Below are 19905 nucleotides of genomic sequence, written 5' to 3'. Positions count from 1 at the left end.
ACAGCGATGGAGCCGACGATGACTGTTGCGACCGACCCGCGTCCGTTCTGGCTGGCCGGAAGCCCGGCGACCGGCGAGGCGACGCTTGAGGTGACGCGGCCGTACGACGGCTCGCGGCTGGCGGCGGTCTCGCTGCCGACCCGCGCGCAGATCGAGCAGGCGGTCGCGGCGGCCGAGGCGGCGGCCAAGCCGGCCGCCGCCCTGCCCGCGCATGCCCGCGCCGCCGCCCTGGACCATGTCTCCAAGCGCCTCGCCGAGCGCGCCGACGAGATCGCGCGGCTGATCACCGCGGAGAACGGCAAGCCGCTCAAGTGGTCGAAGGGCGAGGTCGGCCGCGCCGTCTCGGTGTTCCGCTGGGCCGCCGAGGAGGCCCGCCGCTTCGCCGGGGAGCTCCAGCGCCTCGACACCGACGCCGCGGCGGCCGGCCGGCTCGCGATCGTGCGCCGCTTCCCCAAGGGCCCGGTGCTCGGCATCGCGCCGTTCAACTTCCCGCTGAACCTGGTCGCGCACAAGGTGGCCCCGGCGATCGCGGTCGGCGCGCCGATCATCCTCAAGCCCGCCCCGGCCACCCCGCTCTCCGCGCTCCTGCTCGGCGAACTGCTGGCCGAGACCGACCTGCCGGCCGGATCCTGGTCGATCCTGCCGGTGCCCAACGACCAGATGGCGGACCTGACCGGCGACCCGCGGCTGCCCGTCATCTCCTTCACCGGCTCCGGCCCGGTCGGGGCGATGATCCAGCAGGCGGCGCCGCACAAGCACATCACGCTGGAGCTCGGCGGGAACGCGGCGGCCGTGGTGCTCGGTGACTACTCGAGCGAGCAGGATCTGGACTGGGCCGCCTCCCGCATCGCCACCTACTCGAACTACCAGGCCGGGCAGTCCTGCATCTCGGTGCAGCGGGTGATCGTGGACCGCTCCGTTTACGACCGGCTGCTGCCCAAGCTGGTCGACGCGGTGGCCGCGCAGAAGACCGGTGACCCGAACGACCCGGCGACCGACGTCGGCCCGATGATCAGCGAGCAGGCGGCGATCCGGGTCGAGCAGTGGGTCGAGGAGGCGGTGGCGGCCGGGGCGAAGGTGCTCGTCGGCGGCACCCGCGAGGTCTCGGCCTATGCCCCGACGGTCATAGTCGACGCCCCGTCAGACGCCAAGGTCGTCTGCGAGGAGGTCTTCGGCCCGGTGCTCGTCGTGCAGCAGGTGGACGACACCGCGGCGGCCTTCGCCGCGGTCAATGACTCGGCCTTCGGGCTGCAGGCCGGCGTGTTCACGCACGACATCCAAGCGGCGTTCCGTGCTCACAGCGAGCTGGAAGTCGGCGGCGTGATCATCGGCGACGCGCCGAGTTACCGCGCCGATCAGATGCCTTACGGCGGTGCGAAGGGCTCAGGCGTCGGGCGAGAGGGCGTCAAGTACGCGATGGACGACTACACCTACGAGCGCGTGATGGTGCTGACCGGCCTCGACCTCTGACAGGCGGTCAGGTAGGTCAGCGGCACCGTTTTTCAGCGGCACTGTTTTTCGGCAGCACTGCCTTAGGCCGAGGTACCGTTCGGCCCCTGCGTCGACCCGTTGGACGGATCCGAGCCGCTGCCTCCCTCGGTGAAGTGGAAATGCCCGGTGGCGATCAGCAGCGCCGCGAGCAGGATCCAGGCCGCGGACAGGATGATTCCGGCGATGGCCAGGCCCCTCCCGGCCTGCCGCGTCTTCGAGGTCTGCACCAGCGCGCCGATGCCGAGCCCGAGCCCGATCAACGGCGTGACGCAGAAGAAGCCGCAGATGCCGAGGACCAGCGACGCGATCGCCATGCCGCTGGTGCCGGGCGGCGGCCCGTACGCGGCCATGCCAGACCCGTACGGACCGGGGCCGTACTGGCCGTAGTTCGACGGGTACGGCATCCCCGGATACTGCGGGTACTGACCACTGGCTGCCTGCGGAGCGCCCCCGTATTGGAAGCCGCCGTACTGGGTCCCCGGCGGCGGAGGAAAGGCGCCCGGCGGGACGAGGGGTTGCTGCGGCGGGTCCGGCTGCGGATCCCAGGGCGACGGGGCCTGTTCAGACACGGCGCGACCCTACCAAGCGGGTGCGGAACAATGGCGCCCATGAGCGAAGCGAGCAGCAGCAGCCTCATCGACCACCCGCGGCGGATCGTCATCCTCGGCTCGACCGGTTCGATCGGCACCCAGGCCGTCGACGTGATCACCCGCAACCCCGGCCGGTTCCGCGTCGTCGCCCTCGCCGCCGGGGGGAAGAACGCCACGCTGCTGGCGCAGCAGGCGCTCGACCTCGAAGTCGAGGTCGTCGCCGTCGCCAGGGCCACCGCCGCGCAGGATCTCCAACTCGCCTTCTACGCCGAGGCGCAGCGCCGCGGCTACCCGACCGGCGGCTACCGGCTGCCGAAGATCGTCACCGGCCCGGACGCCGGGGCCGAGCTGGCCACGCTGGACTGCGACGTGGTGCTCAACGGCATCGACGGCGCCGCCGGGCTGAAGGCCACCCTCGCCGCGCTGCGCAGCGGCCGTACCTTGGCCCTGGCCAACAAGGAGTCCCTGATCATCGGCGGTGACCTGGTCACCTCGCTGGCCAGGCCCGGCCAGATCGTCGCGGTGGACTCCGAGCACTCCGCGCTGGCCCAGTGCCTGCGCGGCGGCACTGCCGACGAGGTGCGCCGGCTGATCGTGACCGCCAGCGGCGGCCCGTTCCGCGGCCGGGCCCGCGAGGAGCTGGCCGACGTGACGCCGCAGCAGGCGCTGGCGCACCCGACCTGGGCGATGGGCCCGCTGGTCACGATCAACTCGGCGACGCTGGTGAATAAGGGCCTTGAGGTCATCGAGGCGCATCTGCTCTACGACATCCCGTTCGACCGGATCGAGGTGGTGGTGCACCCGCAGTCGATCGTGCACTCCATGGTCGAGTTCGCGGACGGCTCCACGATCGCGCAGGCCTCGCCGCCGGACATGCGCATCCCGATCGCGCTGGCCATGGGCTGGCCGCACCGGGTCGCCGACGCCGCCCCGGCCTGCGACTGGACCAAGGCCGCGAGCTGGGAGTTCTTCCCGCTGGACGAGCAGGCCTTCCCGGCCGTGAGCCTGGCCAAGCAGGTCGGAAAGGCCGGCGGCACCTTCCCGGCGGTGTTCAACGGCGCGAACGAGGCGTGCGTCGCGGCGTTCCTGGGCGGGCGGCTGCCGTTCACCGGGATCGTGGACACCATCGCGGCCGTGGTCGCCGAGCACGCCGACCGCGCGCAGTCGGCCGAGGCCGCGACGCTGGAGGCGGTGCTCGAGGCGGACCGCTGGTCCAGGGCCCGCGCCGAAGAGCTCACCGGTTCGGCGGTCAGCGGGTAGGCTCGCAGGAGAAGATCCAGGCCGCGAGCGGTCTGGAACTTTCCCGCTTCCCGCGTACGTCTGTCCGGGAGACACCCGGTTTTGCCGTGTCCGGGTGCGGGGCACGAGACTCGGGTCCGGCAGGTTGCGTGCAGTACCACTCGACGATGAAGGCGGTTTCCCGGCGTGAACGTCCTCGGCGCGCTGCTGTTCGTGGTGGCGCTGCTCATCTCGATCGTGCTGCACGAGGCCGGGCACATGGTGTGCGCGCGCTGGTCCGGCGGCAAGGTCACCGAGTTCTTCGTCGGCTTCGGCACCCGGCTGTGGTCGTTCCGGCGCGGCGAGACCGAGTACGGGATCAAGGCGATCCCGGCCGGCGGCTACGTCAAGATCGTCGGGATGACCGATCTGGACGAGATCGAGCCGGGGGACGAGGACCGCGCGCTCAAGAACAAGCCGGCCCGGATGCGGCTGCTCACCCTCTCCGCCGGGTCGCTGACCCACTTCCTGATCGCGCTGGTGCTGTTCTTCCTCACCCCGATGCTGTTCGGCGTGCAGAAGGCGGACACCGCGCCCAGGGTCGGCCAGGTCGCCGCCTGCCTAACGTCTGACGGCACGCCGCAGGACACCTGCACGGCCGGCGCGAAGCAGTCCCCGGCGGCCGCCGCCGGGCTCGCCACCGGCGACCTGATCACCTCGATCGACGGCAAGCACATCGCGACCTTCGACGACCTGGCCACCGCCCTGCACCGGCTGCCGGCGAATCAGCCCGCGACGATCGAGTACACCGATCCGCAGGGCGTGCGGCGCTCCACCACGATCGTGCCGATCGGCGTGAAATCGGTCACCTACCCCGACGGGCACACCGCCCCCGGCAGCCTGGTCGGGCTGGGCCAGAACGCTTACACCCAGCACGAGAACCCGGTCTCGGCCGCGGCCTACAGCGGGCGGCAGTTCGGCAGCTCGATCGTCGGCACCTTCAAGGGCCTCGGCTCCATCCCGGCCGCGATCCCGAAGCTGTTCACCTCCACCGTCGACCACACCCAGCGCTCCGCGAACTCCCCGGTCGGCGTGGTCGGCATGGCCCAGATCAGCGGCAGCATCATCGGCAAGACCGGCTTCGCCGGCTTCTTCGCCCTGGTCGCGGTCATCAACGTGTTCATCGGCGTGTTCAACCTGCTGCCGATCCTGCCGCTGGACGGCGGGCACATCGCGGTCCTGCTCTACGAGGAGGGCCGCAAGCGGGTCTACCAGCTGCTGCGCCGGCCCGTGCCCGGCCGGGTGGACCTGAACAAGCTGATGCCGGTGGCGTACGCCTTCCTGCTGGTCTTCGTCGGCCTCACCCTGCTGCTGCTGGCGGCGGACATCACCAACCCGATCCGCCTGCCCTCCTAGCCGCGTCGGCCGGGGTGACCCTTTCAGCCCGCGGGATGTGCCGTTCGGCGCACAGCCGGTGAAGATCGGGTGAAGGGGTAGGGACGCCGTGCAATGAGAGCTGTCGATGTGTCGTAGCGTTGCTCTTGTCGCTGATCCATTGACGCAGGAACCACCGTCCCAAGACTGGGGAGAGCCCGAACGATGACCGCCGTTTCCCTCGGTGTTCCGTCCATTCCGGCCAAACCGCTCGCGCCGCGCCGCAAGTCCCGGCAGATCATGGTGGGTAACGTGCCGGTGGGCGGGGATGCGCCGGTCTCGGTGCAGTCGATGACCACGACGCTGACCGCGGATGTCAACGCCACGCTGCAGCAGATCGCGCAGTTGACCGCGGCCGGCTGTCAGATCGTGCGGGTGGCCTGCCCCTCGCAGGACGACGCGGACGCGCTGCCGCAGATCGCCAAGAAGTCGCAGATCCCGGTGATCGCGGACATTCACTTCCAGCCCAAGTACGTGTTCGCGGCGATCGACGCGGGCTGCGCGGCGGTGCGGGTGAACCCCGGTAACATCCGCAAGTTCGATGACCAGGTCGGGGAGATCGCGCGGCGGGCCAAGGCCGCCGGGGTGCCGATCCGGATCGGGGTGAACGCCGGGTCGCTGGACCCGCGGTTGTATGAGAAGTACGGCAAGGCCACCCCGGAGGCGCTGGTGGAGTCCGCGCTGTGGGAGTGCTCGCTGTTCGAGGAGCACGACTTCCGGGACATCAAGATCTCGGTGAAGCACAACGACCCGGTGGTGATGATCCAGGCCTACCGGCTGCTGGCGCAGCAGTGTGACTATCCGCTGCATCTGGGGGTGACCGAGGCCGGTCCGGCGTTTCAGGGCACGATCAAGTCGGCGGTGGCGTTCGGGGCGCTGCTGGCCGAGGGCATCGGCGACACCATCCGGGTTTCCCTCTCGGCGCCTCCCGTGGAGGAGGTGAAGGTCGGCATTCAGATCCTCGAATCGCTCGGGCTACGCCAGCGCGGTCTTGAGATCGTCTCCTGCCCTTCGTGCGGACGCGCGCAGGTGGACGTGTACACCCTGGCCGACCAGGTCTCTGCGGCACTCGACGGGCTCAACGTGCCGCTGCGGGTGGCGGTGATGGGCTGCGTGGTCAACGGACCCGGCGAGGCCCGCGAGGCCGACCTCGGGGTCGCCTCCGGTAACGGCAAGGGCCAGATCTTCGTGCGGGGCGAGGTCATCAAGACCGTGCCGGAGTCGCAGATCGTGGAGACCCTGGTCGAGGAGGCCGTGCGACTGGCCGAGGAGATGGGCGCCGACCTCGGCGACGGCGAGCCCGAAGTGGCGGTCGGCTAGAACCCTGCTTCCCGCGAATCCGACCGGCAGACCCGTGATCAGGTCTCGGTGAAGCCAAGGTTAGGCCGGGTACCGCGTCCGCACTATTTCGCCTCCGGTACTCAGGACCACGAGGCCCTTCCAGGCCGTAGAGTGTGCCTTAAGGGCTACAGGTGAGAGGCGTAGATCGCGCATGAACGTGGTGAGCCGGCTGCTGAGTCCCGCCGCGAGCGCGCGTGTGCTCGACCACAGCGACTTGGACGAGGTCCTGGAGTTGCTGGCCCGCGATCCGATAGACAACGCGTTCATCGGTTCACGGGTCGAGGCGGCGGGCCTCGACCCGTGGCAGCTCGGCGGCGAAATGTGGGGCTACGCGGCCAACGGCCGGCTCACCTCGCTGTGCTTCTCCGGCGCGAACCTCGTGCCGATCAACGCCACGCCGGACGCCGTGCGCGCGTTCGCCGACCGGGCGCGCAAGCAGGGGCGGCGCTGCTCCTCCATCGTCGGCCCCCGCGAACCCACCCTCGACCTGTGGTCCTACCTGGCCCCGCACTGGGACCAGGCGCGCGAGGTACGCCCGAACCAGCCGGTCATGGCGCTGCGCGAACCCTCGGCCACCGTGGCCCCGGACTTCCGGGTCCGGCCGGTGCACCCGGCGCAGCTCGACGTGCTCATGCCCGCCTGCATCGCGATGTTCACCGAGGAGGTCGGCGTCTCGCCGGTGGCCGCGGACGGCGGGCGGATGTACCGCCAACGGGTTGCCGAACTGGTGAACGCCGGCCGCGCCTTCGCCTGGATCGACGGCGGCGAGGTGGTGTTCAAGGCAGAGATCGGCGCGGTGACCCGGGCGGTGTGCCAGATCCAGGGGGTCTGGGTCAATCCGAAGTTCCGCGGCCGGCGCATCTCCGAGGGCGGTATGGCCGCGGTCGTCGAGTACGCGCTGCGCGACTTCGCCCCCGTGGTCTCGCTTTACGTCAACGACTTCAATGCTCCGGCGCGCGCCGCGTACCTGCGGGTCGGCTTCCACGAGGTCTCGGAGTTCGCCTCGGTGCTGTTCTGACCCACGCTGCTTGCTGAGCCGCCGTCAGAGCCTAGGCGCACTTGGCCTCGTGGTCGAGCAGCGCCTGCTTGATGTCGAGCCCGTACAGGAAGCCGCCCAGCGTCCCGTCAGTGCGGACCACGCGGTGGCAGGGCACGAACAGCGCCGTCGGGTTGGTCGCGCACGCGCTGCCCGCCGCCCGGATCGCCCGCGGATTGCCGGCCTTCGCGGCCAGCTGCGTGTAGGTGTACGTGGTTCCGGCCGGGATCCTGCGCAGCTCCTGCCGCGCAGCGGTCCGGAACGGCGCGAAGCCGGGGCGCTCCTTCGTGACGACCTCGTCGATCGCCGACAGGTCGCCCTCGAAGTACTTGCGCACCGCGGCGAGTGCACTGTGGTCGTCGTCGTTGACCGCGACCGAGCCGGGCTCGGCGTCGGCGAGCCGCGCCAGCTGCTCCACCGAGTCGGTGAAGCCGGCCGCATGCACGACGTCCCCGGCCACGAGCACCGTGAACGGACCGAGCGGAGTGGCGGTCTGATGCGCTGTCAGGTCAGTCATGAGCTTGGTTTCCTCTCCGGTGCGGGAAGATCGCACGCTTCGAGTCTGCCGCACCGCGCGAGCCGTCACTGGCGGGTTTCGGACATGGCAATGCGCGCCCTAGCTGCCGCCGGGAACGCCCGTACCCGCCGGGTTCAGTTCCCCAGCAGCCGCTGCCGCCAGTACGTGAACGACGACTCCGGATCGCCGGTATACGCCCACGGTACCCGCGTCACGTGGTTGCCGATCGCCTGGATCACCGGCCGCGCGTCATTGTGCCGGTCGGCGTAGATCAGCGCGTGCGCCAGGTAGTTCAGGTCCGCCTTGGCCTGCGCGTGCTGCCGCTCCTGCCGCCGGAACCACCGCTCGAGGATCCGGTCCAGATCCAGCCCGACCTGGTCCTCGGTCCACATCATGTCCAGTCCGGCCCGCATCGTGGCCCGCTTGTCCGCGGAGTGCGCCCGATACGACTCGGCGTGCGCCACCAGCGGCAGCACGGCGAGCGGCGAACCGACCGGCGCTTCTCCGGCGAGCCAGTAGGCGAAGTCGTACATCTCGGCGTGCGAGCCGTGCCAGGCCGCGAAGAGGTAGATCAGGGTCTGGTGGTGGCCCTCGCGGTTCCACGGGTCGCGCTCACGCATCCCGTGCCAGCGCGCCCAGAACTCGTCGCGATTCACGCCCTGCGCCCGCGCCAGCGTGATCAGGCTGATCCACGGCATCGGGTCCTTCGGCGAGAGCGACGCGGCCCGGCGGCACAAGTCCTCGACGTCTTGCGCGGTTTTGTTGGTGCCCGTGTCACGCACCTGGGCTCGTGCCCGCACCAGCCGGACCACCTCGACGTGCGCCTGCAACGTCAGGGCGTCCGGGTTGTGCGGGTCGAGCGCGAGCCAGCGCTCCAGCCAGGCGCTCGCCGCGGTCGTGTCGGCGAGCACCTTGATCCGGTGGGCGCGCCGGTCCCAGTTGCGGCGAGTGTCTTCGAGCAGGTCGCGGGCCGGTTCCCAGCGGCCCTGGGCCAGTTCGTCGCGGGCCTCGGCGAGATCGAGGTCGTCGAACGCGGGATCGAAGGAGGCCTTGAACGCCTTGGACCTAAACACCGCCATGGCAGCGCAATGTAGTGGTCAAGTAGCTCCCACGGCATTAATGCGACCGAACTGTGTCCGACGGCCCGATATTCTCGTGACGGGCTGTAGTACAACAGCCCGCAAGCACCCGTTACCGCCCCTGTTTCCGAGCCCGATCCACCCCCTCTTCCGCTAGGAGCGCCGCAGTGATCTCGCGCATGTCCACGCTCTTTCTCCGGACCCTCCGCGACGATCCGGCGGACGCGGAGGTGCCGAGCCACAAGCTGCTGGTGCGCGCCGGCTACGTGCGCCGCGTCGGGCCCGGCATCTACTCCTGGCTGCCGCTGGGCAAGCGGGTGCTGGACAACATCGCGCGCGTGGTGAAGGAGGAGATGGACCGCTTCGGCGCGCAGGAGGTCCAGTTCCCCGCGCTGCTGCCGCGCGAGTACTACGAGGCGACCGGCCGCTGGACCGAGTACGGGGCGAACCTGTTCCGGCTCAAGGACCGCAAGGGCGCGGACTACCTGCTCGGCCCGACCCACGAGGAGATGTTCACCCTCATGGTCAAGGGCGAGTACTCCTCCTACAAGGACCTGCCGGTCAATCTGTACCAGATCCAGACCAAGTACCGGGACGAGGCCCGGCCGCGCGCCGGTATCCTGCGCGGCCGCGAGTTCCTGATGAAGGACTCGTACTCCTTCGACCTGGACGACGAGGGACTGAAGCGCTCCTACGAGCTGCACCGCGAGGCGTACATCCGGATCTTCGACCGGCTCGGCCTCGACTACCGGATCGTGTCGGCCATGTCCGGCGCCATGGGCGGTTCGGCCTCGGAGGAGTTCCTGGCCCCCGCGCCCACCGGCGAGGACACCTTCGTCTCCTGCACGAACTGCGACTACGCGGCCAACACCGAAGCGGTCGAGGGACGGCCGGGCGCCGCGCTCGACGCCTCGGCCGAGCCCCCGCTCAAGGCCTACGACACTCCCGACACCCCGACGATCGACTCGCTCGTCGAGTTCTTCAACGGGCTGGACATCGGCCGGACGATCACGGCCGCGGACACCCTGAAGAACGTCGTGGTCAAGCTGCGCCACCCCGGCGTGAAGGAGCCGGAGATCCTGGTCGTGGGCGTGCCCGGCGACCGCGAGGTGGACCTCAAGCGCCTGGAGGCGGCGGTCTCGCCGGCCGAGGTCGAGCTGTTCGAGGCCGAGGACTTCGCAAAGCACCCGGCGCTCGTGCGCGGCTACATCGGTCCACAAGGCCTGGCCAAGGCCGGATACACGTACAAGGTGGATCCGCTCGTCGTGCCCGGCTCCTCGTGGATCACCGGCGCGAACGAGAACGGCAAGCACGCCGCGCACGTGGTCTACGGCCGCGACTTCACCCCGGAGGGCACCATCGGCGCGGCCGAGGTGCGCGCCGGTGACCCGTGCCCGCGCTGCGGCCACGCGCTGTCCATCGACCGCGGCATCGAGATCGGGCATATCTTCCAGCTCGGCCGCAAGTACGCCGACGCCTTCGAGCTTGACGTGCTCGGTCCGGACGGCAAGCCGGTACGCGTGACCATGGGCTCCTACGGCATCGGGATCTCGCGCGCGGTGGCGGCGATCGCCGAGCAGAAGCACGACGAGCTCGGCCTGGTCTGGCCGCGCGAGATCGCTCCCGCGGACGTGCACCTGGTGGCCACCGGCAAGGACGACTCGGTGTTCGAGGCGGCCGCGACCCTGGCCACCGAGCTGGACAACGCCGGCGTGCGGGTGCTGTTCGATGACCGGCGCGGAGTCTCGCCGGGCGTGAAGTTCAAGGACGCGGAGCTGATCGGCGTGCCGACGATCGTCGTGGTCGGCAAGGGCCTGGCCGACGGCGTCGTCGAGGTGCGCGATCGGGCCAGCGGCGAGCGCCAGGACGTGCCGGTCGCCGAGGCTGCGGCGCGGGTGCGGGCGCTGGCGGGCTGAGCGTACGGCGGGCGTCGTTCGCGGCGCCCGCCGCCCACGGGAAGCCGGCTTCAAGAGCGACCGAGGGCTGGGACCGGACTCTCGTCTCTCGGTCGCTCTTACCCGATTGGATCGACCTGGACTTCTCCTGCCGCCGGACCGACTACCCTGGTAGGCGACAGAACGCAAGACCAGACCCCACATCCGTCGAGGAGCCGACCCCGATGAGCCCGACCGCGCCGCCCAGGCTCGACCGGCAGAAGCTGCGCGCATTCTTGGAGCCGGTGGTCGAGCGGGCCGGCGCGGAGCTCGAGGACCTGACCGAGCAGCGGGCCGGGTCGCGTCGGCTGATCCGCGTGGTGGTGGACCGGGACGGCGGCGTCTCGATGGATGACGTCGCCGACGTGACGCGTGCGGTCTCCGAGGCCCTCGACGGCTATGCCGCGATGGGCGAGGCCGCGTACGTGCTCGAAGTCACCTCGCCCGGGATCGACCGGCCGCTGACCGAGCCGCGGCACTGGCGGCGCGCGCGGGGCCGGCTGGTCAAGGCGACGCTCAAAGCGGGCGGCGAGGTGGAAGGACGAGTATCCGCCTCGGACGAGCACGGGGTGACGCTGCTGGTCGGGGAGCGCGACAAGGAGCGGGTCCTGCCCTACGGCGAGATCGCCAAGGCGCGGATGCAGGTCGAGTTCAACCGGGCCGCCGAGGACGCGGACGATTCGGCGCTTGACGACGAATCGGATGAAGACGCGCGCTCCGACGATGAGCTTGACGACGAGAGCTGATTGAGGACGCGATGGACATCGACATGCGGGCGCTGCGCGACCTGGCGCAGGACAAGGAGATCTCACTCGAACGGCTCTTCGAGGCCATCGAGCAGGCGCTGCTGCTCGCGTACGAGCGGACCGAGGGCGCCTATCAGCGGGCCAGGGTCGTGCTCGACCGCAAGACCGGGCACGTCGCGGTGTGGGCCACCGAGACCGACGAGGAGGGCCGGCCCTCCGGTCCCGAGTTCGAGCACACTCCCGGCGGCTTCGGCCGGATCGCCGCATCCACCGCGCGCCAGGTCATCGCGCAGCGGCTGCGCGAGGCCGCCGACGAGGCGGTCTTCCGTGACTTCGCGGCCCGCGAGGGCGACCTGATCACCGGCAAGGTCCAGCAGGGCGACGACCCGCGCAATGTGCTGGTCGAGATCGACTCGGGCAAGAAGGAGAGCTTCGAGGCGCTGCTGCCCGCCCCCGAGCAGGTGCCCGGGGAGCGGTACGAGCACGGCACTCGGATCAAGTGCCTCGTCGTCGCGGTACGCCGGGGCCAGCGCGGACCGCAGGTCACGCTGTCGCGCACGCACCCGAACCTGGTGCGCCGCCTGTTCGCGCTCGAAGTGCCCGAGGTCGCGGACGGCACCGTGGAGATCGCGGCGGTGGCCCGCGAGGCCGGGCACCGGACGAAGATCGCGGTGCGTTCCACCAAACCGGGAGTGAACGCCAAGGGAGCGTGCATCGGACCGGTCGGCGCCCGGGTGCGCAACGTCATGAACGAACTGCACGGCGAGAAGATCGACATCGTGGACTGGTCCGACGACCCGGAGCGCCTGGTCGCCTCCGCGCTCTCGCCGGCCAAGGTCACCAAGGTGCGCATCGTGGACCCGGAGACCAAGTCCGCGCAGGTCACCGTGCCCGACTACCAGCTCTCCCTGGCGATCGGCAAGGAAGGGCAGAACGCCCGGCTGGCCGCGCGGCTGACCGGCTGGCGGATCGACATCCACTCCGACGCCGAGCAGCAGCCGGCCGGCTGATCGGCGCCCAACGGGCCGCGCGCGCGTCGAGGAGCGCTCGCGCGCGGCCGGTGCCCCCTGCCCGGACGGCGGTAACGGGGGAGCGGGCGCACTGATCGTGGGGGTAAGATAGAACGTGACTGGCCTGCCGACAGACCCGGGAGAGCGCGGCGCGCCGACGCGTACCTGCGTTGGTTGCCGTGTCCGGGATGCGCAGGAACGGCTGCTCCGTCTCGTCGCCGGAGAGGGCGAGGTTCTGCCCGATCCGCGTCGGCGCCTTCCGGGCCGCGGTGCCTATCTGCACCCGCGGCTCGCGTGTCTCGCCCTCGCCGAGCGCAAGCGGGCTTTCCCGCGGGCCTTCCGCCTGCCGGGACCGCTCGCGGTCGAACGGGTGCGCGCGCGGCTGGAGGCGTCCGAGGCGGGCGCGGAGTAAATCCGCTGCCCGCTCCGTTACAGGCGCAGCAGGCGAGTTGTCCGAAGCACTGTCAAATAGCAATGCCGAACAACAGGGATCGCTACGACGCGAAAGCGGGTCGAGAAACACGATGAGCACGCGATGAGCACCCAGCAATGAGCACGCCCATGCTGTGATACCGACGGTCGCGCGGACAAGACGCGGGCCGAGACAGGAGTGAAGTGGCCAAGGTCCGGGTCTATGAACTCGCCAAGGAGATGGGTGTTGAGAGCAAGGTCATCATGGCCAAGCTCCAAGACCTCGGTGAGTTCGTTCGTTCAGCCTCCTCTACGGTGGAGGCTCCGGTCGTTCGTAAGTTGAAGGATTCCTTCGACGGCGGGGGCAAGGCCTCCGCGTCGGGTGGTGGCTCCGGCACCGCCACCGCGCCGCGTCCCGGCGCCCCCAAGCCAGGCCCGCGTCCGGGTCCGGCTCCGATGACCCAGTCGCCCAAGCCCGCGCCGACGGCCGCCAAGCCGGCCGCGCGCCCGGCGGCGCCGGCACCGAACGGCAGCGCGGCCCCCGCGGCCCCTGCCCCGCAGACTTCCCAGAGCCCGGCGACGCAGGGTCCGGCGACCCAGAGCCCGCGTCCCGGCGCGCCCAGGCCCGCCGCGCCGCGTCCGGCCGCCCCGTCCTTCGAGGCCCCGACCGGCCCCGCCGCCCCGGCCCAGCCGAGCGCGCCCGGCCCGCAGGGTGGTGCGCCCCAGGGCGGCGCACCGAACCGCCCCGCGGGCCCCGGCCCCCGGCCCGCCCCGCGTCCGTCGGGCGACCGCTCCGGCGCGCCCCGTCCCGGCGGCGGAGCCCCGCGTCCCGGCGCCCCGCGTCCGGCCGGCCCGCGCCCCGGCAACAACCCCTTCACCTCCGGCTCGACCGGCATGCCGCGTCCCGGCGCGCCGCGTCCGGCTGGTGGAGAGCGCGACCGCGATCGTGACCGCGACAGGGACCGCGACCGCAGCCCGCGCGGCGACGCTCCGGGCGGTCCGCGTCCGGGTATGCCGCCGCGTCCCGCCGCCCCGCGCGGCGACCGCACCGGCGGCGCCCCCGGCGGTCCGCGTCCGAACCCGGGCATGATGCCCAACCGGCCTTCTCCCAGCCCCCGCCCCGGCGGCGGTCCGGGCGGCGGCGGCCGTCCCGGCGGTCCGGGTGCCCGTGGCGGCGCTCCGGGCGGTCCGCGCCCGGCCGGCGGTGCCCCGCGCACCGGCGGTCCGCGTCCCGGTCCCGGTGCGGGCTTCGGCCCGCGTCCCGGCGGCGGCGCTCCCGGTGGCGGCGGCCCCGGCGGTGGCGGCGGCTTCGGCGGCCGTCCCGGTGGTGGCGGCGGCGCCGGTCGCGGTGGTCGCGGTTCCGGCACGCAGGGCGCGTTCGGCCGTCCCGGCGGTCGCGGCCCGGCCCGTGGCCGCAAGTCGAAGAAGCAGCGGCGTCAAGAGTTCGACAACATGCAGGCCCCGTCGATGGGCGGCGCGCTGCTGCCCCGCGGCAACGGGCAGGTCGTCCGGCTGACCCGCGGTTCGTCCCTGATGGACCTCGCGGAGAAGATCGGCGCCAACCCGGCGGCCCTGGTGCAGGCGGCCTTCGCCATCGGCGAGATGGTCACCGCGACCCAGTCGGTCAACGAGGAGATCCTGCAGCTGATCGGCTCCGAGATCGGCTTCGAGATCCAGATCGTCTCGCCCGAGGAGGAGGACCGCGAGCTGCTCGAGTCCTTCGACATCGAGTTCGGCGACAACGAGGGCGGCGAGGACGACCTGGTGGCGCGTCCGCCGGTGGTCACCGTCATGGGCCACGTCGACCACGGTAAGACCCGCCTGCTCGACGCGATCCGCAAGTCCAACGTGGTCGCGGGCGAGGCCGGCGGCATCACCCAGCACATCGGCGCCTACCAGGTCAAGGCCGAGGTCGGCGGCGAGGAGCGGAAGATCACCTTCATCGACACCCCGGGTCACGAGGCGTTCACCGCCATGCGTGCCCGAGGCGCCAAGGTGACCGACATCGCGGTGCTCGTGGTGGCGGCCGACGACGGCGTGAAGCCGCAGACCATCGAGGCGCTCAACCACGCCAAGGCGGCCGAGGTGCCGATCGTGGTCGCGGTCAACAAGATCGACAAGGAGGGCGCGGACCCGCAGAAGGTGCGCGGCCAGCTCACCGAGTACGGCCTGGTCGCCGAGGAGTACGGCGGCGACACGATGTTCGTGGACATCTCCGCCCGCGAGAACATCGGCATCCAGGAGCTGCTCGAGGCGATCGTGCTGACCGCGGACGCGTCGCTGGACCTGCGCGCGAACCCGAACCAGAACGCCGAGGGCGTGGCGATCGAGGCGCACCTCGACCGCGGCCGCGGCGCCGTGGCCACTGTGCTGGTGCAGCGCGGCTCGCTGCGGGTCGGCGACACCATCGTGGTCGGCGACGCGCACGGCCGGGTGCGGGCCATGCTCGACGAGAACGGCAACAACGTCGAGGTGGCCGACCCGTCCCGTCCGGTGCAGGTGCTCGGCATGACCTCGGTGCCCGGGGCCGGCGACACCTTCCTGGTGGTCGAGGAGGACCGGGTCGCCCGGCAGATCGCCGAGCGGCGCGCCGCCCGCGACCGCAACGCGCTGCTGTCCAAGCGGCGGGTGCGCGTCTCCATGGAGGACATCGGCAGCGCCTTCGCGGCCGGCGACATCCAGCAGCTCAACCTCATCATCAAGGGTGACGTCTCCGGTTCGGTGGAGGCCCTCGAGGACGCGCTGCTCAAGCTGGACGTCGGCGCGGAAGTCGACCTGCGGATCATCCACCGCGGCGTCGGCGCGATCACCGAGTCCGACGTGGACCTGGCGCTCACCAGCGACACCATCATCATCGGCTTCAACGTGCGGGCGGACGGCCGGGCCAAGGCCAAGGCCGACCGCGAGGGCGTGGAGATCCGGTACTACTCGGTCATCTACCAGGCGATCGAGGAGATGGAGGCGGCGCTCAAGGGCATGCTGAAGCCGGAGTACGAGGAGGTGCAGCTGGGCACCGCGGAGATCCGCGAGGTCTTCCGCTCCTCCAAGTTCGGCAACATCGCCGGCTGCCTGGTGCGCTCGGGTCTCATCCGCCGCAACGCCAAGGCCCGGCTCATCCGGGACGGCGCGGTGGTGGCCGAGAACCTCAGCATCGAGTCGCTGCGCCGGTTCAAGGACGACGCCACCGAGGTCCGCGAGGGCTTCGAGTGCGGTATCGGCCTCGGCTCGTTCAACAACATCCAGGTCGACGACGTGATCGAGACCTACGAGATGCGGGAGAAGCCCCGCGTCTGATCCGCGGCGGGTGCCCGGGATCGCGCCGCACTGAATGCACAGTGCGGCGCGATCCCGGGCACCGCTCGGTTGATCGACCGATCAGTTGATCGGCCAGCCGTTTCATCGTTCTGACACAACCTCACCTCCCCTGGGCCGGGCTGGCCCTGATGTCACTGGTGTTCACCGGAACCCTGACCCTCGACCTGCTGCTCGGCGACGTTCACTCGCTCAAGGAGAAACGCGGGTTGATCCGGCCGGTGCTGGCCGAGCTGAGCCGCCGCCCCGCCGTCGCGGCCGCCGAGGTCGGCGCCCAGGACCTGCACCGCCGGGCCATTTTGGGCGTCGCCGTCGTGGCGGGCTCGCATCAACGGGTGGTGGAGCTGTTGGATGACTGTGAGGGCGCGGTGGCCTGGCGGCCCGAGTTCGAGCTGCTGTCCGTGCGCCGCCGCGTCCGCAGCGATGAAGACGACTGACGCACGCAACCACCAGACCGGCGGGGTGGACGAGACACCGCCGGACCGGCGCAGAGGACAGGAGCGGGAAGATGGCGAACAACACCGCGCGCGCGGCCAAGCTGGCCGACCGGATCAAGGTGGTGGTGGCCGAGACGCTCAAGACCCGGATCAAGGACCCGAGGCTCGGCTTCGTCACCATCACCGACGCCCGGATCACCGGGGACCTGCGCGAGGCGACCGTCTTCTACACGGTCTTCGGGGACGAGACGGAGCGCTCGGAGTCCGCGGCGGCGCTGGAGTCGGCCAAGGGGATCCTGCGCAGCGAGGTCGGCCGGCAGACCGGGGTGAAGTTCACCCCGACCCTGGCCTTCGTCGCCGACGCCATTCCGGAAGGCGCCAAGCAGATCGACGAGCTGCTGGCGCGCGCGGCCGCCGCCGACGCCAAGGTGCATGAGGTGGCCAAGGAGGCAAAGTACGCCGGCGACGCCGATCCGTACCGCGCGCCGCGTGCCGCCGAGGACGAGGACGAGGAAGACGCCGGGGACGAGTGAATCGCGCCGGGTGAGCAGGGCGGATGAGCAGTAGGGGCGGAGCACACTTTGACGCGTGACGCAGCGCGCCCAGCGCCGCCGGACGGCCTGGTCGTCGTCGACAAGCCGGCCGGCTGGACCTCGCACGACGTGGTCGGGCGGATGCGCCGACTGGCCGGAACCCGCCGCGTCGGGCACGCCGGGACGCTCGACCCCATGGCCACCGGCGTGCTCGTGCTCGGCATAGAGAAGGCGACCCGGCTGCTCGGGCACCTCGCCCTGACCCGCAAGGTGTACGAAGCGACGATCCGGCTCGGCCAGACGACCGTGACGGACGACGCGGAGGGCGAGGTGACCGCGGCGGCCCCGACCGGGCATCTGGCGGACGCCGACGTGCTCGCCGCGGTGAGCCCGCTCACCGGCGAGATCATGCAGGTGCCTTCGTCGGTGTCGGCGATCAAGGTCAACGGTGTGCGGTCGTACGCGCGGGTGCGGTCGGGCGACGAGGTGAAGCTCGCCGCACGGCCGGTGACCGTGTATGAGTTCACGGTCCGTCAGATCCGGCGCGTCGAAGCGGCCGAGGGGCTGGGTGTCGTCGACCTCGATGTCACGGTCGCCTGCTCCAGCGGGACCTATATCCGGGCGCTGGCCCGGGATCTCGGCGCGTCTCTCGGCGTCGGCGGGCATCTGACGGCCCTGCGACGCACCCAGGTGGGCCCGTACGGGCTCGCACAGGCCCATACGCTCGACGAACTGGCCGCGGTGGCAGCGCAGGCCGAGGCGCTACCCGTGCTGTCTCTGGCGGCCGCTGCGGCGGTCGCCTTCCCCCGCTACGACGTGGACGGCGAGCAGGCGAAGACGATCGCGCACGGCGGCTTCCTGCCCTCGCCCGGCCTGGGCGAGGGGCCGATCGCGGTCTTCGGCCCGGACGGCGCGTTCCTCGCGCTGGTCGAGGAACGCGGCGAGCGGGCCAAGCCGATTGCGGTCTTCGTTTAAGAAGACTTTCGGCTACTGCTTTCGGCTACTGCGACGGGTTCGACCACGGGTCGGTGGGCGGATCCTGCGGCACCTGCGGGCCGCCCGGTTGTCCGGGGGCGGGCGGTGTGGGCTGCTGGCCGGGCATCCCGTACTGATACGGGTACGGATACGGCGCGCCAGGCACGCCGAACTGCGGCGGCTTGAAGTACGGACCCGACTGCTTGTTCCACAGCAGGATGATCGTGGCCAGCCCGACGAGCCAGGTGATGATGCCGAGGGCGACGCCGATCCCGGAGGCCTTCTGCGCCGAGAACGGCCCGGAGCCGCCGGCCGAGGCCGCGAGCAGGCCGATGACGCTCAAGCAGCTGATGCCGAAGAACACCGTGGAGGTGATGCGCGCCCAGTTGCGTCCGTTGCGGTTCGCGAACGCCATCCAGACCCACAGCCCGACCTCGATCAAGCCGAACACCGCGGCGAAGGCGACGCCGGCGTGCACCGCGGTGTCCACTTTGGCGCTGGAGTAGTCCGGGTGCTGGTTACGGATTGTGTCCCGGATCGTGGAGGTCTGGGTGAGCCCGATGATCGCCGAGATCAGCGTCAGCCCGGCGCCGGCCAGCATGAGGTAGAAGGCGTTCTGCACGGTCCGCGGGATGGGCGGTTTGGCAGGCATCCCGGTCTGACCGGGATACTGGGGATAAGCCGGGGGCGGTCCCGGCTGCGGGTAGGCCATGACGACGGGGTTCCCCTCCTGTTTACAGTGCGTGCGGTCGAACATCGTAAACGCCCGGTCCGACGGGCGACAGGGGCGGCCGGTGCGGATCGCTCACGGCGATCTGGCAAGGTTGGACAGCGACGGGTTCGAACTGGAGGAGTGACGGTCCATGGAGCGCTGGCACGGCTTGTCCGAGGTGCCCCCCGGCTGGGGCGTGCCCGGCGGCTGCGTCGTCACCGTCGGCTTCTTCGACGGTGTCCACAAGGGCCATCAGCGGGTTGTGCGCCGCGCGGTCGAACTTGCCAGGCAGCGCGGGGCCGCGGCCGTCGCGCTGACCTTCGATCCGCATCCGAGCGAGGTCGTACGCCCCGGTACCCATCCGCCGCTGCTCTCAACCCCGGCGCACCGGATGGATTTGATGCAGGCTCTCGGCGTGGACGCGGTGCTGGTGCTCCCGTTCACCCTGGAACTTTCGAAGCTGACGCCGGAGGAGTTCGTCCAGCAGGTGCTGGTCGATCGGCTGCACGTGATCGCCGTGGTGGTCGGCCAGAACTTCCGCTTCGGACACCGCGCGGCCGGAACCGTGGAAACCCTGGCCGAGCTGGGCGAGCGCTACGGCTTCAGCGCCGAAGGGCTTTCGCTGGCCGCGCCCGACGAGAACGGGGAGGCGGGCACCGAGCCGCGCTTCTCCTCTACCGACGTGCGCCGGATGGTGCTGGCCGGGGACGTGGAGACCGCCGCGCGGCGGCTCGGGCGGCCGCACCGGGTCGAGGGAACGGTCGTGCGCGGGGCGCAGCGCGGCCGCGAGATGGGCTTCCCGACCGCGAACGTGGACACTCCGCCGCACACCGCGATCCCGGCCGACGGGGTGTACGCGGGCTGGCTGGTCGTGGACGGGGACCCGCTGCCCGCCGCGATCTCGGTCGGCACGAATCCGACCTTTGACGGAACCGAGCGCACCGTGGAGGCCTACGCGATCGGCCGCACGGATCTGGAGCTGTACGACAAGTACGTCGCCGTCGACTTCCTGGCCCGGCTGCGCGGCCAGGAGCGGTTCGACTCGATGGAAGAGCTCATCAAGCGGATGAACACGGACGTCGAGGAGGCGCAGCAGTTGCTGGCCGCCGCGACGCGGTCCTGAGCCGAC

The 19905-nt window shown here is 71.0% G+C and carries 18 protein-coding genes; 14 read left to right on the top strand and 4 right to left on the bottom strand.

All coding sequences use genetic code 11. The annotated features are described in order from the left end of the window. The first annotated feature begins 18 nt into the window (after positions 1–18). The gene (locus VFA06_RS18115; protein WP_324841789.1) at positions 19–1470 is read left to right on the top strand and encodes an aldehyde dehydrogenase family protein; all 1452 of its coding nucleotides are present in this window, start codon (positions 19–21) and stop codon (positions 1468–1470) included. A 62-nt stretch (positions 1471–1532) separates the two neighbouring features. On the opposite strand, the gene VFA06_RS18110 is transcribed toward VFA06_RS18115, so the two are convergent. Continuing rightward, a complete protein-coding gene (locus tag VFA06_RS18110) occupies positions 1533–2060 on the bottom strand; it encodes a DUF4190 domain-containing protein (protein ID WP_324841788.1) in 528 nt (175 codons plus the stop codon). A 30-nt stretch (positions 2061–2090) separates the two neighbouring features. Between VFA06_RS18110 and dxr the strand changes: the two genes are divergently transcribed. From dxr to VFA06_RS18090, 4 genes are all read left to right on the top strand, one after another. Next, positions 2091–3341, top strand: a complete 1251-nt coding sequence (gene dxr, locus VFA06_RS18105; protein ID WP_414639921.1) for a 1-deoxy-D-xylulose-5-phosphate reductoisomerase — start codon at positions 2091–2093, stop codon at positions 3339–3341. A gap of 165 nt (positions 3342–3506) precedes the next feature. Then, on the top strand, positions 3507–4715 hold the full coding sequence (locus VFA06_RS18100) for an RIP metalloprotease (RefSeq protein WP_324841786.1): 1209 nt from the start codon (positions 3507–3509) through the stop codon (positions 4713–4715). A gap of 183 nt (positions 4716–4898) precedes the next feature. After that, the gene (gene ispG / locus VFA06_RS18095) at positions 4899–6053 is read left to right on the top strand and encodes a flavodoxin-dependent (E)-4-hydroxy-3-methylbut-2-enyl-diphosphate synthase (RefSeq protein ID WP_324841785.1); all 1155 of its coding nucleotides are present in this window, start codon (positions 4899–4901) and stop codon (positions 6051–6053) included. A 172-nt stretch (positions 6054–6225) separates the two neighbouring features. Beyond that, on the top strand, positions 6226–7092 hold the full coding sequence (locus VFA06_RS18090) for a GNAT family N-acetyltransferase (protein WP_324841784.1): 867 nt from the start codon (positions 6226–6228) through the stop codon (positions 7090–7092). A gap of 31 nt (positions 7093–7123) precedes the next feature. On the opposite strand, the gene VFA06_RS18085 is transcribed toward VFA06_RS18090, so the two are convergent. Further along, positions 7124–7627 (bottom strand): methylated-DNA--[protein]-cysteine S-methyltransferase, encoded by a 504-nt coding sequence (locus VFA06_RS18085; RefSeq protein ID WP_324841783.1) that lies wholly within the window; start codon positions 7625–7627, stop codon positions 7124–7126. 134 nt (positions 7628–7761) lie between these two features. Continuing rightward, positions 7762–8706: a hypothetical protein gene (locus tag VFA06_RS18080; protein ID WP_324841782.1), complete on the bottom strand. Its 945-nt coding sequence runs from the start codon at positions 8704–8706 to the stop codon at positions 7762–7764. Positions 8707–8873: 167 nt separating this feature from the next. On the opposite strand from VFA06_RS18080, the gene VFA06_RS18075 reads away from it, so the two are divergent. The 8 genes from VFA06_RS18075 (at position 8874) to truB (ending at position 18064) form a co-directional block, all read left to right on the top strand. Then, on the top strand, positions 8874–10622 hold the full coding sequence (locus VFA06_RS18075) for a proline--tRNA ligase (RefSeq protein ID WP_324841781.1): 1749 nt from the start codon (positions 8874–8876) through the stop codon (positions 10620–10622). 203 nt (positions 10623–10825) lie between these two features. Then, on the top strand, positions 10826–11386 hold the full coding sequence (gene rimP, locus VFA06_RS18070) for a ribosome maturation factor RimP (RefSeq protein WP_324841780.1): 561 nt from the start codon (positions 10826–10828) through the stop codon (positions 11384–11386). Positions 11387–11397: 11 nt separating this feature from the next. After that, positions 11398–12396 carry a transcription termination factor NusA gene (gene nusA, locus VFA06_RS18065; RefSeq protein WP_324841779.1) on the top strand — a complete coding sequence of 333 codons (999 nt, stop codon included), beginning with the start codon at positions 11398–11400 and terminating at the stop codon, positions 12394–12396. A 115-nt stretch (positions 12397–12511) separates the two neighbouring features. Continuing rightward, positions 12512–12808, top strand: coding sequence for a YlxR family protein (locus VFA06_RS18060; RefSeq protein WP_324841778.1), 297 nt, complete (start codon positions 12512–12514; stop codon positions 12806–12808). A gap of 203 nt (positions 12809–13011) precedes the next feature. Continuing rightward, positions 13012–16101, top strand: coding sequence for a translation initiation factor IF-2 (gene infB, locus VFA06_RS18055; RefSeq protein WP_324841777.1), 3090 nt, complete (start codon positions 13012–13014; stop codon positions 16099–16101). Between the two features lie 158 nt (positions 16102–16259). After that, positions 16260–16556, top strand: a complete 297-nt coding sequence (locus VFA06_RS18050) for a DUF503 domain-containing protein (RefSeq protein WP_349260234.1) — start codon at positions 16260–16262, stop codon at positions 16554–16556. Positions 16557–16627: 71 nt separating this feature from the next. Beyond that, entirely contained in the window at positions 16628–17089 is a 462-nt protein-coding gene (gene rbfA / locus VFA06_RS18045) for a 30S ribosome-binding factor RbfA (protein ID WP_324841775.1), read from the top strand. Between the two features lie 48 nt (positions 17090–17137). After that, on the top strand, positions 17138–18064 hold the full coding sequence (truB, locus tag VFA06_RS18040; RefSeq protein WP_324841774.1) for a tRNA pseudouridine(55) synthase TruB: 927 nt from the start codon (positions 17138–17140) through the stop codon (positions 18062–18064). Positions 18065–18089: 25 nt separating this feature from the next. On the opposite strand, the gene VFA06_RS18035 is transcribed toward truB, so the two are convergent. Beyond that, a complete protein-coding gene (locus VFA06_RS18035; protein WP_324841773.1) occupies positions 18090–18776 on the bottom strand; it encodes a hypothetical protein in 687 nt (228 codons plus the stop codon). Positions 18777–18927: 151 nt separating this feature from the next. Between VFA06_RS18035 and VFA06_RS18030 the strand changes: the two genes are divergently transcribed. Then, positions 18928–19899: a bifunctional riboflavin kinase/FAD synthetase gene (locus tag VFA06_RS18030; protein ID WP_324841772.1), complete on the top strand. Its 972-nt coding sequence runs from the start codon at positions 18928–18930 to the stop codon at positions 19897–19899. Positions 19900–19905 lie beyond the last annotated feature (6 nt).

This window comes from Actinocrinis sp. (genome assembly GCF_035653575.1).
Classification (GTDB): domain Bacteria; phylum Actinomycetota; class Actinomycetes; order Streptomycetales; family Catenulisporaceae; genus Actinocrinis.
The sequence above is the reverse complement of the archived record's forward strand: the minus strand, read 5'-3'. Positions and strand labels throughout refer to the sequence as shown.